Raw genomic sequence first — 16,262 nt, forward strand, 5'->3', positions numbered from 1 at the left:
GAGTCCCCGTCATGGTCCGTCCCCTGCCCCTGCCACGCTCGCGGGCGGTGGTCGCCGCCGCGGCGGCGCTCGCGGTCGCCGTGCCCGCCCTCGGCGGAGCCCTCGCGCTCACCGCCACCGCACCGGCTCCCGCGGCCGCCGCGGACCGCACCGCAGCCCTCGTCGGCAGCCTCCAGGCGGCCCTCGGCTGCGCGTCCGACTGGGACCCCGCCTGCCCGGAGACCGAGCTGGTCCCGACCGGCGACGGCACCTACGCGGCCGAGTTCGACGTCCCGGCCGGCTCCTACGAGTACAAGGTCGCGATCGACGACGCCTGGGACGAGTCGTACGGGCGCGAGGGCGGCGCCGACAACGCGCCCCTCGTCCTCGGGGGCGACACCCGGCTGCGCGTCACCTACGACGACACCACCCACCTCACCGCGCTGACACCGCTGGGTCTGGCGGGGGAGTACGACGCCGCCACGGACGACACCCTGGTCGCGGCGCCGGCGCGCCAGGCCGGCGGTGACGAGCAGTTCTACTTCGTCATGACCGACCGGTTCGCGAACGGCGACACCTCGAACGACACGGCGGGGCTCGGCGACGACCCGCTGGTGTCCGGGTTCGACCCGACGGACAAGGGCTTCTACTCCGGCGGCGACCTGGCCGGCCTGCGCGACAGGCTCGACTACGTCGAGGGCCTGGGCACCACCGCGATCTGGCTGACGCCGTCCTTCAAGAACCGGCCCGTGCAGGGCAGCGGGGACGACGTGAGCGCGGGGTACCACGGGTACTGGATCACGGACTTCACGCAGATCGACCCGCACCTGGGCACCAACGCCGAGCTCGAGGCGCTCATCGACGACGCCCACGCCCGCGGCATCAAGGTGTACTTCGACATCATCACCAACCACACGGCCGACGTCGTCGACTACGCCGAGGGCGCCTACGACTACGTCGACCAGGCGACCTCCCCGTACCGCGACGCGGCGGGGAACGTGTTCGACCCGGCCGACGTGGCGGGCACGGCCGACTTCCCGGAGCTGGACGCGGCGACGTCGTTCCCGTACACGCCGGTGGTCGCGGCGGAGGACGCGGACGTCAAGGTCCCGGCCTGGCTCAACGACCCGACGCTCTACCACAACCGCGGCAACTCGACGTGGTCCGGCGAGTCCGTCACCTACGGCGACTTCTCGGGCCTCGACGACCTCATGACCGAGGACCCGACGGTGGTCGACGGGTTCGTCGACGTGTACACGGACTGGGTCGACCTGGGGATCGACGGCTTCCGCATCGACACCGTCAAGCACGTCAACCGCGAGTTCTGGGACACGTGGACCACGGAGGTCATGGACTACGCCCACGCCGCGGGCAAGGACGAGTTCTTCATGTTCGGCGAGGTGTACGACGCCGACGCGCGCCTGCTGTCGCCGTACGTCCGCGAGACGGACATGAGCTCGGTCCTCGACTTCGCGTTCCAGGCGTCGGCGACGAGCTACGCGAGCGGGAACAGCGCGCAGGGCCTGGCGGGGCTGTTCGCGAGCGACGACCTGTACACGACGCCGGACACGTCGGCGGCGGCGCTGCCGACGTTCCTCGGCAACCACGACATGGGCCGCGTCGGCTTCATGCTGGCGAACACCGACGACCCGCTGGCCCGGGACGAGCTCGCGCACGAGCTGATGTACCTCACCCGCGGCCAGCCGGTCGTCTACTACGGCGACGAGCAGGGCTTCGCGGGCGCGGGCGGCGACAAGGACGCCCGGCAGACGCTGTTCGCCACGCAGGTGCAGGAGTACGCCGACCAGCCGCTGGTCACCGGCGAGACCGCCGGCAGCGTGGACCGGTACGACACCGACGCCCCGCTGTACACGCACATCGCGGAGCTCGCGGCGCTGCGGTCCTCGACCCCGGCGCTCACCCAGGGCGCGCAGGTCGAGCGCCACGCGGCGAACGGCGCGGGGATCTACGCCACCAGCCGCGTCGACCGCGACGAGAAGGTCGAGCACCTCGTCGCGTTCAACAACGCGGCCGGCGAGCGTTCGGCCACGTTCACCACCCTCACGCCGGGTGCGACGTACGACGTCCTGTACGGGCCCGACGGCGGCACCCCGGTGGAGGCCGACGCCGCCGGCGAGGTGACGCTCACCCTGCCGGGCACGTCCGCCGTCGTGCTGGTCGCCGACCGCACCGTCGGCGCGGACACCTCGGGCGACGTCGCCGTGGAGGTCCCGGCCGCCGGGGCCGCCGTGACGGGCACCGCCCCGGTGCGTGCCGCCGTCGACGACGCCTGGGCGGAGACGTCCTTCGCGTGGCGCGAGGTCGGCACGACCGACTGGAACCCGCTCGGCACCGCCGAGGACACCACGCCGCGCGTGTTCCACACCGTCGGCTCCCTGCCGGCAGGGACGCTCGTCGAGTACCGCGCCGTCACCGTGGACGCCGACGGCGACCGCGCGGCGGCCTCCACGTTCGCCTCCGTGGGCGTGGACGTCTCGGGCACCCCGGGCGAGGAGGAGCCGGAGACCGACGTCGACATGGTCACCGTGCCCGGCAACCACAACAGCGAGATGGGCTGCGCCGGCGACTGGACGCCCGACTGCGAGGGCGCCCGCCTCACCGAGCGGGCCGACGGCGTCTGGTCCGGCACGTTCGACCTGCCCGCCGGCACCTACGAGTACAAGGTCGCGATCAACGGGTCGTGGGACGTCAACTACGGCGCCGGCGGCGTCCCGGGCGGCCCCAACGCGACGTACACCCACGACGGCGGCGAGGTCACGTTCTACTGGGACCCCGTGAGCAAGGACTTCTCGTCCACCGCGCAGGGCCCGATCATCACCCTGCCTGGCTCGTACCAGGAGGAGGCCGGCTGCCCCGGTGACTGGCAGCCCGACTGCCTCGCCACCTGGGCCAAGGACCCCGACGGCGACGGCACCTACACGTGGTCGACCGCCGCGCTGCCCGGCGGCGCCTACGAGGTCAAGGTCGCCCACGGCCTGTCCTGGGCCGAGAACTACGGCGTCGGCGGCGCCCGCGACGGCGCGAACTACTCCTTCTCCGTGGGGCAGGGTGAGACCGTGACGTTCTCGTACGACCTCGCGACCCACGAGCTGACGATCGGCACCGAGAACCCGCCGCTCGCGGGCACCGGTCAGCAGGCCGCGCACTGGGTGCGCGCCGACCTGCTGCTCGCCCCCGACGACCTCGGCTCCGGCGACGACTGGACCCTGTGGACCGCCCCGGCCGGCGGCCTGGAGATCGGGCCCGACGGCGACGACGGTCCCGACACCGTCACCGGACCCGACGGGGGAGACCTGCCCGACGGCGCGGCCTCCTACGCCCTCGAGCCCGGCGGCGACGTCCCCGACGACGTGACCGCGGACTTCCCGGCGCTCGCGGGCCACACCGCGCTCGTGCCGACGGTGGACGGCGAGCCGCTGGACCGGTCGACGGTCGAGGACCTGCTCACCGGCCAGCTCCTGGTGACCCGCGCCGACGGCGACACGCTGACCGCGGCCACCGGCGTGCAGGTGCCCGGCGTGCTCGACGACCTGTACGCGGACGCCGCGGCGGACCGTGCGCTGGGCGTCGTCGTCCACCCGAGCCTCAAGTGGGCGTCGTTCGCGCTGTGGGCGCCCACGGCGCGCGACGTCGACCTGCTGGTGTGGCCGGCGGGCCGATCGCTGGACGCGGAGCCCGACCGGTTCGACACCGCCCGGCAGGACGACGGGGCGTGGACGCTCGACGGCAAGCAGGTCGACAAGAGGTACCCCTGGTACGGCGCCCGCTACCGCTACGCGGTGGAGGTCTACGTGCCGGCGACGGGCGCGGTGGAGACGAACGTCGTCACCGACCCGTACGCGGTGGGGCTGACCACGGACTCGACGCACGCCGTCGTGGTGTCGCTGGACGACAAGGCGTTCGCGCCGAAGGTGTGGCGCACCACCGCGCAGCCCGTCGTGGAGCGGCCCGTGGACCAGACGATCTACGAGCTGCACGTGCGGGACTTCTCGGTGGCGGACACCACCGTCCCGGAGAAGCTGCGCGGCACCTACCTGGCGTTCGGCGAGTCCGGGTCGGACGGCATGCGGCACCTGCGCGAGCTGGCCGCGGCCGGCATGACGACGGTGCACCTGCTGCCCACGTTCGACATCGCCTCGATCCCCGAGGACCCTGCGGACCAGCGCACCACCGGTGACCTGTCCGGGTTCGCGCCGGACTCGACCGAGCAGCAGGCGGCCGTGGCCGCGGTGCAGGCCGACGACGCCTTCAACTGGGGCTACGACCCGTACCACTTCTCGACCCCGGAGGGCTCGTACGCCGTCCACCGCGAGGGCGGGCAGCGGACGGCCGAGTTCCGCACGATGGTGGGTTCGCTGCACCGCGCCGGCCTCCAGGTGGTGCTCGACCAGGTGTTCAACCACACCGCGGCGAGCGGCCAGGCGGAGAGGTCGGTGCTCGACAAGGTCGTGCCGGGCTACTACCACCGGCTGGACCCGACCACGGGCGCGGTCGCGACGAGCACGTGCTGCCAGAACGTCGCGACCGAGCACGCCATGGCCGAGCGGCTCATGGTCGACTCGGTGGTCACCTGGGCGCGGGACTACAAGGTCGACGGCTTCCGCTTCGACCTCATGGGGCACCACCCGCGCGACAACATGCTGGCCGTGCGCGAGGCGCTCGACGCCCTGACGCTCGACGAGGACGGGGTCGACGGGTCGGCGGTGTACCTGTACGGCGAGGGCTGGAACTTCGGCGAGGTGGCCGACGGCGCGCTGTTCACGCAGGCCGCGCAGGGCAACCTGGGCGGCACGGGCATCGGCACGTTCAGCGACCGCCTGCGCGACGCGGTGCACGGCGGGTCGCCGGTGGACGGCGCGTCCACGTTCACGCAGGGCTTCGGCACCGGGCTGTTCACCGACCCGAACGGGCGCGAGGCCCGCACGGGGGAGCCCGGCACGGTGAACGACGGCGGGGTGGACGAGGCGGCCGACCTCGCCCACCAGACGGACCTGGTCCGCCTGGGCCTGGCCGGCAACCTGCGCGACTACGCGTTCGTCACGGCCGACGGCGAGCTCACCCGGGGCGAGGACCTCGACTACCGGGGCTCCCCGGCCGGGTACGCCGACTCGCCGGAGGAGGTCGTCACCTACGTCGACGCGCACGACAACGAGACGCTGTTCGACCTGCTGACGCTCAAGCTGCCGCAGGCCACGTCGATGGACGACCGGGTGCGGATGAACACCCTGTCGCTGGCGACGGCCGCGCTCGCCCAGACGCCCTCGTTCTGGCACGCGGGCACGGACCTGCTCCGGTCGAAGTCGCTGGACCGCAACTCCTACGACTCGGGCGACTGGTTCAACGCGATCGACTGGTCGGGTCAGGACAACGGGTTCGGCCGCGGTCTGCCGATGGCTGCCGACAACGAGGACAAGTGGCCGCTCATGGCGCCGCTGCTGGCCGACCCCGCGCTGGCGCCGTCCTCCGCGCAGATCGCCACGGCGTCCGACCGGGCGGCCGAGCTGCTGGCGCTGCGCTCCTCGACGCCGCTGTTCCGGCTCGGGTCGGCCGCGGCGATCCAGGACAAGGTGACGTTCCCGGGCTCGGGCCCGGAGGCGACGCCGGGCGTGATCGTCATGGCGGTCGACGACACCGTGGGGGCGGACGCCGACGGTCGGCTCGACGGCCTGGTCACGGTGTTCAACGCCTCGCCCGAGCCGGTCACCGTCGAGGTGCCAGGCTGGGCCGGGCGTGACCTGCGGCTGTCGAGGGTCCAGGCGGGCGGTGGCGACCCGGTCGTGAAGGAGACCCGCTGGGACGCCGGGGCGGGTGTCGTCACGGTGCCGGCCCGTACGGTCGCGGTGCTGGAGCAGCGTCAGCGCTGAGTCCGTCCGCGTCGCAGGGCCCGGCGGTGGGGTGACGACCCCCACCGCCGGGCCCTGCGGCGTCCGGCGAGACCCCCGGGCGGTCGCTCTGTGTTCGGGCCTCGAAGTGATGCCGTGTCCGCGGGCGGACGCGGAGGAAGGCTCGTGGCCTCAGCCGGAGGCCAGCGAACTCAATGGTTTCGGCCTTGTGACCAGATCGTTACCGTTCTTCGCCCCTTCCGCCTTTGACTTCGAGACTCGAACGCAGGAAAGTGGATCCCGGTCACTCGGTGACCCGGTCCAGGCCCCGTGCGGGCACCGGCGGTGAAGGTCGCCGCACGGGAGGACACTCGACGACGAGAAGGAGCGCGAGGATGCGACTCGGCAAGAAGATGGGCGTGGTCGCCGCGGGTGCGGCGCTGGCGCTCACCCTGACCGCCTGTGGTGGCGAGGGCGCCGGTTCCGGCAGCACCGACGGTGCGGCGGGCGACGGCGACGACAACGTCCAGGTCGGCGTCGCCATGCCGACGCAGACCTACGAGCGCTGGATCCAGGACGGCAACAACGTCAAGGAAGGGCTCGAGGAGCTCGGCTACACGGTGGACCTCCAGTTCGCCAACGACGACATCCCGACCCAGACCCAGCAGATCGACTCGATGATCACCGAGGGCGTCGACGTCCTCATCATCGCGTCCATCGACGGTACGGCCCTGACCAGCCAGCTCGAGGCCGCCGCGGCCGCGAACATCCCGGTCATCGCCTACGACCGCCTCATCCGCGACAGCGAGAACGTCAACTTCTACACGACGTTCGACAACTTCGCGGTCGGCGTGGCCCAGGCCAACGCGCTCCTGCGCGGCCTCGGCTACCTCGACGAGAACGGCGAGCCCACCGGTGAGGAGGGCCCGTACAACATCGAGCTCTTCGCCGGTTCGCCGGACGACAACAACGCCGGGTTCTTCTTCGACGGCGCGATGTCGATCCTGCAGCCGCTCCTCGACGACGGCACCCTCGTCGTCCCCTCCGGGCAGACGTCGTTCGACACCGTCTCCACGCAGCGCTGGGAGCTCGAGACCGCCCAGAGCCGCATGGAGGACCTGCTGACCTCCACCTACACCGGCAACGACACCGAGCTCAACGGTGTCCTCGCGCCGGCGGACGTGCTCTCGCGCGGCATCCTCAACGCCCTCACGGGTGCCGGGATGGGTCCGACCATCGAGGACGGCCTGCCCGTCGTCACCGGTCAGGACGCCGAGATCGCCAACATCAAGCTGATCAACGACGGCGTCCAGTCGTCCACGATCTTCAAGGACACGCGTCTGCTCGCCGAGCAGGCCGTCACCGCCACCGAGTCGTTCGTCAACGGCGAGGAGCCGGAGGCGAACGACACCGAGACGTACGACAACGGCGTCAAGGTCGTCCCGTCCTACCTCCTCGAGGTCGAGACGGTCTTCAAGGAGGACATCGAGCCCGTTCTCGTGGACTCCGGCTACTACACCATGGACGAGGTCGAGGCCGGACAGGCGGAGTGATCCGCCCGGTCTGAACGACCCCACCACCCCGGGCGGGCGCGTCCGTCGTCGCACGACGGCGGGCCGCCCGCCCCGGGTCCGCCCGCGAACGGACCGGCGGACCACCCATCGAAGGAGGGACGAGAGCGCAGATGAGCACCATTCTGGAGATGCGCTCCATCACCAAGGAGTTCCCCGGCGTCAAGGCGCTGTCGGACGTCACCCTCACCGTGGAGCAGGGCGAGATCCACGCCATCTGCGGTGAGAACGGCGCCGGCAAGTCGACGCTCATGAAGGTGCTGTCCGGCGTCTACCCGCACGGCACCTACGACGGCGAGATCGTCTTCGACGGTGCGTCGGCCGAGTTCGGGTCGATCAACGACTCCGAGGACCGCGGCATCGTCATCATCCACCAGGAGCTCGCCCTGGTGCCCTATCTGTCCGTCGCCGAGAACATCTTCCTCGGCAACGAGACCCGCGGGCGCTTCGGCCTGATCGACTGGAACGACGCCAACCAGAGGGCCGCCGCTCTCCTCGAACGGGTGGGCCTCGACGAGAACCCCATCACGCCCATCGGCCAGCTCGGCGTCGGCAAGCAGCAGCTCATCGAGATCGCCAAGGCGCTCTCGAAGGAGGTGAAGCTCCTCATCCTCGACGAGCCCACCGCGGCGCTCAACGACACCGACTCCGAGCACCTGCTCGAGCTCCTGCGTGCCCTGCGCGCGGAGGGCATCACCTGCATCATCATCTCGCACAAGCTCAACGAGATCGAGGAGATCGCCGACCGCACCACGATCATCCGTGACGGCCGGACCATCGAGACGATCGACATGCGGGCGCCCGACTCGACCCAGGACCGCATCATCCGCGGCATGGTCGGCCGGGACATCGAGCACCGGTACCCCGAGCGCACCAGCGTCCTCGGCGACGAGGTGCTGCGCGTCGAGAACTGGAGCGTCGACCACCCCACCCAGGCCGGGCGTCAGGTCATCGTCGACGCGTCGTTCAACGTCCGGGCCGGCGAGGTCGTCGGCATCGCCGGTCTCATGGGCGCGGGACGCACCGAGCTGGCGATGTCCATCTTCGGCCGCTCCTACGGACGCAACATCCGTGGCGAGATCTACAAGGACGGCAAGCGCATCCAGGTCCGCGACGTCGCCGAGGCGATCACGCACAACCTCGCCTACGCGACCGAGGACCGCAAGCACTACGGCCTCAACCTCATCGACGACATCCGGCACAACATCTCGCTCGCCGCGCTGCGCAAGCTCGCCACTCGAGGCTGGGTCAACCGCAACGAGGAGCTGCGCGTCGCCGAGGAGTACCGCGGGTCGCTCAACATCAAGACGCCCAACGTCGTCGCCGAGGTCGGCAAGCTGTCCGGCGGCAACCAGCAGAAGGTCGTGCTGTCCAAGTGGCTGTACACCGACCCGGACGTCCTCATCCTCGACGAGCCGACGCGAGGCATCGACGTCGGCGCGAAGTACGAGATCTACACGATCATCAACAAGATGGTCGCAGCGGGGAAGGCGGTCGTCGTCATCTCCTCCGAGCTGCCCGAGCTGCTGGGCATCTGCGACCGCGTGTACACCCTCGCCTTCGGTCGCATCACCGGTGAGCTCCCCGTCGCGGACGCGACGCAGGAGCGACTCATGGAGCTCATGACCATCGAGCGCGACCAGCCCCTGCCCACGAAGGAAACCGCCTCATGAATGCCATCGACTCGGTCCGGAACGTCGTGACCCGGAACATGCGCCAGAGCGGCATCGTCGTCGCGTTCGCCGTCATCGTCGCGATCTTCGCCGCCCTGCACCCCGCGTTCCTGTCCCCGACCAACCTGACGAACATCGTCCTGCAGTACTCCTACATCCTGATCCTCGCGATCGGCATGGTGATGATCATCGTCGCCGGACAGATCGACCTGTCCGTCGGTTCGGTCGTCGCGCTGACGGGAGCGGTGTCCGCGGTCGTGGTCATCCGCGAGGGCATGCCGTGGTGGGTGGGCGTCCTGGCCGCCCTGGTCGTCGGTCTCCTCGTCGGCATGTGGCAGGGCTTCTGGGTCGCGTACGTCGGGATCCCCGGCTTCATCGTGACCCTGGCGGGCATGCTGATCTTCCGCGGCCTGACGTTCCTCGTGCTCGACAACCGCTCGCTGTCGCCGTTCGGCGGGACGTACTACGACATCGCCAACGGGTTCCTCAACGGTCTCTTCGGCGGGTACGGCTACGACGCGTTCACCCTGGTGATCTTCGGCATCGGTGTCGCCGGCTACGCCGTCAGCCAGTGGCGCAGCCGTCAGGGCAAGATCGCGTACCAGCAGCAGGTCGAGTCCATCCCGCTGTTCGTCGTCAAGCTCGTCGCCGTCGCCGCCGTCGTCATGTGGTTCGGCTACCAGCTGTCGGTCTCGCGCGGCCTGCCGGTCGTGCTGATCATCCTGGCCGTGCTGATCATCGCCTACTCGCTGGTCACCCAGAACTCCGTGTTCGGTCGTCACGTGTACGCCGTGGGCGGCAACCGCCACGCCGCCGAGCTGTCCGGCGTCGCGGTGAAGAAGGTCAACTTCTGGATCTTCGTCAACATGGGCGTGCTGGCCTCGGTCGCCGGCGTCGTGTTCTCCTCGCGCATGAACGGCGCACAGCCGGGCGCGGGCAACATGTTCGAGCTCGACGCCATCGCGGCCTGCTTCATCGGCGGCGCCTCCACCACCGGTGGTGTGGGCCGCGTCGGCGGAGCCGTCATCGGTGGTCTGATCATGGCCGTCATGTCGAACGGCATGCAGCTCATGGGCGTCCCGCAGTCGACGCAGCAGGTGGTCAAGGGCCTCGTGCTCCTGCTCGCCGTGGCGTTCGACATCTGGAACAAGCGCCGCGCCTCGGTCGCGCGCTGACCCACACCCCGACGGCGGGCGGGTACCGGCACGGACGTGTCGGCCACCCGCCCGCCGTCGGCGTCTAGACTCCCCCGGGTGAGAGGACGGCGACCGATGGCGGGCACGCAGTCGTCGTTGCGCGAGGCGAACCGCTCGCGCGTCGTCGACGCCGTCAAGAAGCACGGCGGGCTCACGCAGGTCGAGCTCACCGGTGCCACCGGGCTGTCGCCGGCCACCGTGTCGGTGATCGTCAAGGAGCTGGTGGCCGCCGAGGTCGTCGAGGTCCGCAGCACCGTCCGCTCCGGTCGTCGCGCCCAGCTCGTGACGCTCGCCCACCGCGTGGGACTGGTCGCGGGGATCGTCGTCGGCCACCGGCACCTGCGGGTCGCCGTCGCCGACGTCGCGCACGAGATCCTCGCGGAGCAGGCGCTGCCCCTGCCGGCCGAGCACCGTCCCGACACCAGCCTCGACCGCGCCGCGCTGCTCGTCGTCGACCTCCTCGAACGGGTCGGCTCCGAGCTCGACGACCTGCTCGGCATCGGCCTCGGGGTGCCCGCCCCCGTCGACCCCGTGACGGGCATGATCAGCGTGCGCGGCGTGATGCGCGGGTGGGACTCGGTCCAGATCGCCCAGGTGCTCGAGAAGCGGCTGGCCCGCCCCGTCTACGTCGACAACGACGCCAACGTCGGCGCGCTCGCCGAGTCCACCCTCGGGGTGGGCCGGGAGTGGCGCGACATGATGTACGTCAAGGTGTCCCACGGCGTCGGCGCCGGCGTCGTCCTCAACGGTCGCCTGCACCGCGGCGCCGACGGCACCGCCGGCGAGATCGGTCACGTGCAGGTCGACCCCGCGGGCCGCATCTGCGGGTGCGGGAGCCGGGGCTGCCTCGACACCGTCGTCGGCCTGCCGGCCCTGCTGGAGCCGTTGCGCACCAGCCACGGCAACCTCACCCTGCGCGACCTGGTCCGGCTCGCCCGGGAGGAGGACCCCGGCTGCCGTGAGATCGTCGCCGACGCCGGGGCCCGCGTCGGGTCCGTCGTCGCGGCCGTCGCCACCGGCCTCGCACCCCAGGTGGTCGTCGTCGGCGGCGAGCTCGCCGAGACGGGGGAGACGTTCCTCGGTCCGTTGCGCGCCGAGCTGCGGCGACGCACCATGCTGAGCCAGGCAGGAGGTCCTGACGTCGTACCGGCGACGCTGGGCCTGCGGGCGGAGATCACCGGGGCGGTGGCGCTCGCCCTGGAGAACACCGACGTGTTCGACCGGTCCGACAGCAGGGACGAGGAGAGGGCAGAGCGACGATGACGACGCTGCCGCAGCCGGTGGGCCGCACACCGCTGCTCGCGTTGCGCGAGGTGAGCAAGTTCTTCGGGGCCGTGGAGGCCCTGGTGGGCGTGGACCTGGAGGTCCACGCCCACGAGGTCGTGGCTCTCGTGGGGGACAACGGCGCGGGGAAGTCGACGCTGGCGAAGGTCGTCGCCGGCGTGCTCGCGCCCGACGCCGGTCAGATCGAGATCGAGGGCCGTGCCGTCGCCATGGGCTCGCCGTCGGCGGCCAAGAACCTCGGCGTCGCCAGCGTGTTCCAGGACCTCGCGGTCGCCGAGAACCTCGACGTCACCGCCAACGTGTACCTCGGCCAGGAGCTGCGCAACCGGTTCGGCCTCCTCGACGACGGCCTCATGGAGAACGAGACCCGGCGGCTCCTCGAGCACCTCACGGTCCGTATCCCGAGCGTGCGCACACCGCTGGCGCACCTGTCCGCCGGGCAGCGTCAGGCCGTCGCCATCGCGCGGACCCTCATCGGTGACCCGCGCATCGTCGTGCTCGACGAGCCGACCGCCGCCCTGTCCGTGGCGCAGACCGGCGAGGTGCTCACGCACATCGAACGGCTGCGCGAGCTCGGGCTCGGCGTCGTGCTCATCAGCCACAACCTCAACGACGTGCGTGCCGTCGCGGACCGCATCGAGGTGCTGCGCCACGGGCGCAACAACGGGTCGTTCCCCGCGACCGCGAGCCACGAGTCCATCCTGGCGGCGATCACCGGCGCGGCCTGACCGGCCGACGCGGCAGCGCCGCCTACCGCGGGTGCTCGCGGCCGAACGTGTCGTTCGGGTCGACGTGCACGAGGATCTTCGCGAGCACGGCGGACAGCGCGGCGACGTCGTCGGCGTCGAGGTCGTCGTAGACGTTCTCCAGCACGGTGCGGGCGTGGCCGGGGGCGCTGAGGACGAGCTTGTCCCAGCCGTCGTCGGTGAGGCGGGCGACGGTGGCGCGGCGGTCCCGGGGGGCGGCGCAGCGGGCCACCAGGCCGCGCTCCTCGAGGCGCTTCGCGACGTGCGACAGCCGGGGCAGGGTGCTGTTGGTCAGCCGGGCCAGCGCGCTCATCTGGAGCTCGCGACCCGGTGCCTCGGACAGCATGGCCAGCACGAGGTACTCGAAGTGCGTGAGGTCGGCGTCGCGGCGGAGCTGCTGGTCGAGGAGGCCGGGCAGGAGCCCGATGACGGCCTGGAGCCGCAACCAGCTGCGCATCTGGTCGTCGTCGAGCCAGCGGGGCTCGGCCGCGCCGTGCCCGGGGTCGTCCGTCGTGTCCGGCACCGTGACCGTCCTCTCTCCACCTGATGGTTGACGAGACAACTTTACCTCGCTACGTTAGTTGTAGCGTCAACCAAACGGGTCGACGACACGTCTCAGGAGGACGACATGGCCAGCATCTCCATCATCGGCACCGGCAACATGGGCTCCGCGATCGCGCGCCTCGCGCTCGCTGCCGGCAGCGACGTCCAGGTCGTGGCCCGCGACGGCGCCAAGGCCGAGGGCGTCGACCCCGCCGCCACCGCCGCCACGTTCGGTGACGCGCTCACCGGCGACGTCGTCGTCCTCGCCCTGCCCTACCCGGCGCTCGACGACGTCGTCGCCACCTACGGCGAGCAGCTCACCGGCAAGGTCGTCGTCGACATCACCAACCCGCTCGACTTCGCCACCTTCGACGACCTGGTCGTGCCCGCCGACTCCTCGGCCGCCGCCGGACTCGCCGACCGTCTGCCCGGCGCCAAGGTCGTCAAGGCGTTCAACACGAACTTCGCCGCCACGCTGGCCACCGGCACCGTGGGCGGCCTGCCCACCACCGTCCTGGTCGCCGGGGACGACGCCGACGCCAAGGCCGCGCTCGCCGCGACGCTCGACGGCTCCGGCGTCCGCGTCGTCGACGCCGGCTCCCTGCGCCGCGCGCGCGAGCTCGAGGCCGTCGGGTTCCTCCAGCTCACCCTCGCCGCCGGCGAGAAGACCGGCTGGGACGCCGGTCTCGCGCTGGTCTGACCCGACCACCACGACGGAGGATGGACTCATGACGACGGCACGCCCCGCGGGGGACCTGCTCGCGGCCGACACGACGATGGGGGCGGTCACGCTCCACGTCGGCGACCTCGCGACCATGACCGACTACTACCGGGACGCCCTCGCGCTGACGGAGCTCCCCGCGCTCGCGGGCCCCGGACGGGTGGCCCTCGGTCGCGGGGCGACGCCCGTCGTCGTCCTCCAGCACACGCCGGGGCTCCCGGCCACGGCCCGGAACCAGGCGGGCCTGTTCCACACGGCCGTCCTGTTCGAGACCGAGGAGACCCTGGCCGCGGCCGTCGCCCACGCGGCGCGCCACCCGCTGTCGCGGTTCGTCGGGAACTCCGACCACTGGGTGTCCCGGGCGTTCTACTTCACCGACCCGGAGGACAACGGGATCGAGCTGTACTGGGACCGGCCGCGCGACGCCTGGACCCACACGTCCGGCGGCGTCGACATGGGCTCCGACTGGTTCGACCCGCAGGCGTTCCTCACCGAGCACCTCACCGAGGACGCCCTGCGGGGCACCGCGGGCCAGGGCGCCCAGGTGGGGCACGTCCACCTCCAGGTCGGCGACATCCCCACCGCGTCGACGTTCTACGTGGACACCCTCGGGTTCGAGGTCATGGCGACGTTCCACGGTGCGCTGTTCATGGCGGCGGGCGGCTACCACCACCACGTCGCCGTCAACACGTGGAACAGCGCGGGGGCCGGCCCGCGTGCCGCGACCCTCGGCCTCGGGCAGATGGCCCTCACCGTGCCGACCGCCGACGAGGTCGGCGCCCTGCGCGACCGGTTGAAGCACGTCGGGGTCGCGACCCGCGACGACGGCCGCACGCTGCGGTTCGACGACCCGTGGAACACCCTCGTCGAGGTCTCCGTCGGCTGACGGCACCACCAAGGAGCCGCCGGGACGGGACCCCGCCCCCGGCACGACGCCGCAGGGCCGCACCGATCCGGTGCGGCCCCGCGGCGTCCGCGACGGCGGTCCGGGCGACGACCGGCGACGTCAGATGCGCCGCTCGCGGCGGTAGAGCGAGCGGGACCAGGCGTGGCCCGCCGCGCCGATGACGACGATCCAGCCGAGCGCCAGGGCGACGGTGCTCGTCTCCAGACCCGCCCCGCCGGCCAGCAGGCCGCGCACGGTCTCGATGATCGGCGTGAACGGCTGGTACTCGGCGAACCAGCGCAGGCCTGCCGGCATCGTCTCGACGGGGACGAATCCGCTGCCCAGGAACGGCAGGAGCAGCAGGATCATCGGGGCGTTGCTGGCCGTCTCGACGCTGCGGGAGCTGAGCCCCATCGCGACGCACAGCCAGTTGAGCGCGATCGCCAGCGCCGCCGTCAGCCCGAGCAGCGCCAGCCACTCGAGCGGTCCGGCGTCGGGCCGGTAGCCCATGGCGAAGGCCGCCCCGATCACGAGCACCAGGGCGACGAGCGCCTGGACGGCGAACCCGATGACCTGGCCGGACAGCACCGACCCGGGAGAGATCGCCATGGTCTTGAAGCGGGCCATGATGCCGCCCGCGGCGTCCATCGCGGCGCTGGTGGCGAGCGAGGTGGCGCCCCCGACGACGGTGATGGCGAGCAGCGCCGGGGTGATGTACGCGAGGTAGGCGGCCCGGCCGTCGGCCCCCGGCGTGACACCGGGCACGACGCCCGCGCCGAACGCCCCGCCGAACACGTAGACGAACAGCACCAGCATGACCAGCGGTCCGGCGACGAGGAACACCGTCAGGCCGGGGTAGCGCACCGCGCGGAGCAGGGTGCGGCGCACCATCGTGGTGACGTCGGCGACCGGGCGGGGGCGCGCGGTCACGGGCACGGGGGTGGCGACGGCGGTCATCGGACGTCCTCCTTCGGGTTCGGGCCGACGGGGTCCCCGGCGGTCCCTGCGGTGCTGTCGTCGGTGCTGTCGTCGGTGGGGGGTTCGGTGAGGGCGAGGAACACGTCGTCGAGCGTGCCGGCGTCGTGCACGGCCTTGAGCTCGGCGGGCGTGCCCTCGGCGACGACGCGGCCCTCGTGCAGCACGGCGACGGCGTCGGCGAGGCGGTCGGCCTCCTCCAGGTACTGCGTGGTGAGCAGGATCGTGGTGCCGTCCGCGACGAGGCGGCGCACCTCGTCCCACAGGGTGCGGCGGCTGCGCGGGTCGAGGCCCGTGGTGGGCTCGTCGAGGAACACGACGGCGGGGGAGCCGACGAGCGTCATCGCGAGGTCGAGCTTGCGCTTCATGCCGCCGGAGTAGGCCGCCACAGGCTTGCCCGCCGCCACGGTCAGGCCGAACTGGTCGAGCAGCTCCGCGGTGCGGCGTCGCCCGGCCGCACGGCCCAGGTGGTGCAGGTCGGCCATGAGGCGCAGGTTCTCGGCGCCGGTGAGGAGGTCGTCGACGGCCGTGACCTGGCCGGTGACGCCGATGGCGGCGCGGACGGCGTCACCGTCGTGGGCGACGTCGTGCCCGGCGACGCGGACGGTGCCCGCGTCGGCCCGGAGCAGGGTGGACAGCACGCCCACCGTGGTGGTCTTGCCGGCGCCGTTGGGACCGAGCAGGGCGGTCACCGTCCCGGCGGGGACGGTGAGGTCGACGCCGTCGAGCACGAGCTGGGGGCCCTGCTTCGACGGGTAGGACTTGCGCAGACCGGTGACGTGGATCGCCGGTGCGAGGGCAGGGGAGGTCATGGCGTTCTCCAGGTGGGGGTCGGGCGACGGGCA

Annotated in this window: 11 protein-coding genes; 8 read left to right on the top strand and 3 right to left on the bottom strand. The window is 71.9% G+C overall.

Features of this window, described 5'->3' with window-relative positions:
• Positions 1-11: 11 nt before the first annotated feature.
• The 6 genes from pulA (at position 12) to ATJ88_RS04910 (ending at position 12,274) form a co-directional block, all read left to right on the top strand.
• Positions 12-5,864 (top strand): pullulanase-type alpha-1,6-glucosidase, encoded by a 5,853-nt coding sequence (pulA, locus tag ATJ88_RS04885; RefSeq protein ID WP_098462856.1) that lies wholly within the window; start codon positions 12-14, stop codon positions 5,862-5,864.
• A 353-nt stretch (positions 5,865-6,217) separates the two neighbouring features.
• Positions 6,218-7,375 (top strand): multiple monosaccharide ABC transporter substrate-binding protein, encoded by a 1,158-nt coding sequence (chvE, locus tag ATJ88_RS04890; RefSeq protein ID WP_098462857.1) that lies wholly within the window; start codon positions 6,218-6,220, stop codon positions 7,373-7,375.
• Between the two features lie 131 nt (positions 7,376-7,506).
• The gene (gene mmsA / locus ATJ88_RS04895) at positions 7,507-9,066 is read left to right on the top strand and encodes a multiple monosaccharide ABC transporter ATP-binding protein (protein WP_098462858.1); all 1,560 of its coding nucleotides are present in this window, start codon (positions 7,507-7,509) and stop codon (positions 9,064-9,066) included.
• Positions 9,063-10,241, top strand: a complete 1,179-nt coding sequence (gene mmsB / locus ATJ88_RS04900) for a multiple monosaccharide ABC transporter permease (RefSeq protein WP_098462859.1) — start codon at positions 9,063-9,065, stop codon at positions 10,239-10,241. The genes mmsA and mmsB overlap by 4 nt, the downstream gene beginning before the upstream one ends.
• 78 nt (positions 10,242-10,319) lie before the next feature.
• Positions 10,320-11,525 (top strand): ROK family transcriptional regulator, encoded by a 1,206-nt coding sequence (locus tag ATJ88_RS04905; protein WP_425432655.1) that lies wholly within the window; start codon positions 10,320-10,322, stop codon positions 11,523-11,525.
• Complete coding sequence (locus tag ATJ88_RS04910; RefSeq protein WP_098462861.1) at positions 11,522-12,274, top strand: ATP-binding cassette domain-containing protein; 753 nt, start codon at positions 11,522-11,524, stop codon at positions 12,272-12,274. The genes ATJ88_RS04905 and ATJ88_RS04910 overlap by 4 nt, the downstream gene beginning before the upstream one ends.
• A gap of 22 nt (positions 12,275-12,296) precedes the next feature.
• Here the strand turns inward: ATJ88_RS04910 and ATJ88_RS04915 are convergent, their stop codons facing one another.
• Positions 12,297-12,815, bottom strand: coding sequence for a MarR family winged helix-turn-helix transcriptional regulator (locus tag ATJ88_RS04915; RefSeq protein ID WP_342744837.1), 519 nt, complete (start codon positions 12,813-12,815; stop codon positions 12,297-12,299).
• 105 nt (positions 12,816-12,920) lie between these two features.
• Between ATJ88_RS04915 and ATJ88_RS04920 the strand changes: the two genes are divergently transcribed.
• Both ATJ88_RS04920 and ATJ88_RS04925 read left to right on the top strand, forming a co-directional pair.
• Positions 12,921-13,535, top strand: coding sequence for an NADPH-dependent F420 reductase (locus ATJ88_RS04920; RefSeq protein ID WP_098462862.1), 615 nt, complete (start codon positions 12,921-12,923; stop codon positions 13,533-13,535).
• A gap of 28 nt (positions 13,536-13,563) precedes the next feature.
• Complete coding sequence (locus ATJ88_RS04925) at positions 13,564-14,442, top strand: VOC family protein (protein ID WP_098462863.1); 879 nt, start codon at positions 13,564-13,566, stop codon at positions 14,440-14,442.
• A gap of 120 nt (positions 14,443-14,562) precedes the next feature.
• On the opposite strand, the gene ATJ88_RS04930 is transcribed toward ATJ88_RS04925, so the two are convergent.
• Together ATJ88_RS04930 and ATJ88_RS04935 are read right to left on the bottom strand one after the other, a co-directional pair.
• On the bottom strand, positions 14,563-15,399 hold the full coding sequence (locus ATJ88_RS04930; RefSeq protein ID WP_098462864.1) for an ABC transporter permease: 837 nt from the start codon (positions 15,397-15,399) through the stop codon (positions 14,563-14,565).
• Positions 15,396-16,229, bottom strand: a complete 834-nt coding sequence (locus tag ATJ88_RS04935; protein ID WP_098462865.1) for an ABC transporter ATP-binding protein — start codon at positions 16,227-16,229, stop codon at positions 15,396-15,398. Before ATJ88_RS04935 ends, ATJ88_RS04930 begins: the two co-directional genes overlap by 4 nt.
• Between the last annotated feature and the right edge of the window lie 33 nt (positions 16,230-16,262).

This window comes from Isoptericola jiangsuensis, from assembly GCF_002563715.1.
Lineage (GTDB): Bacteria > Actinomycetota > Actinomycetes > Actinomycetales > Cellulomonadaceae > Isoptericola > Isoptericola jiangsuensis.

What these genes read in the sequence shown, in the direction of transcription:
- mmsB (WP_098462859.1), top strand. Translation starts at nt 9,063, where the DNA reads ATGAATGCCATCGACTCGGTCCGGAACGTCGTGACCCGGAACATGCGC.
- mmsA (WP_098462858.1), top strand. Translation starts at nt 7,507, where the DNA reads ATGAGCACCATTCTGGAGATGCGCTCCATCACCAAGGAGTTCCCCGGC.
- ATJ88_RS04910 (WP_098462861.1), top strand. Translation starts at nt 11,522, where the DNA reads ATGACGACGCTGCCGCAGCCGGTGGGCCGCACACCGCTGCTCGCGTTG.
- pulA (WP_098462856.1), top strand. Translation starts at nt 12, where the DNA reads ATGGTCCGTCCCCTGCCCCTGCCACGCTCGCGGGCGGTGGTCGCCGCC.
- ATJ88_RS04925 (WP_098462863.1), top strand. Translation starts at nt 13,564, where the DNA reads ATGACGACGGCACGCCCCGCGGGGGACCTGCTCGCGGCCGACACGACG.
- chvE (WP_098462857.1), top strand. Translation starts at nt 6,218, where the DNA reads ATGCGACTCGGCAAGAAGATGGGCGTGGTCGCCGCGGGTGCGGCGCTG.
- ATJ88_RS04930 (WP_098462864.1), bottom strand. Translation starts at nt 15,399, where the DNA reads ATGACCGCCGTCGCCACCCCCGTGCCCGTGACCGCGCGCCCCCGCCCG.
- ATJ88_RS04920 (WP_098462862.1), top strand. Translation starts at nt 12,921, where the DNA reads ATGGCCAGCATCTCCATCATCGGCACCGGCAACATGGGCTCCGCGATC.
- ATJ88_RS04935 (WP_098462865.1), bottom strand. Translation starts at nt 16,229, where the DNA reads ATGACCTCCCCTGCCCTCGCACCGGCGATCCACGTCACCGGTCTGCGC.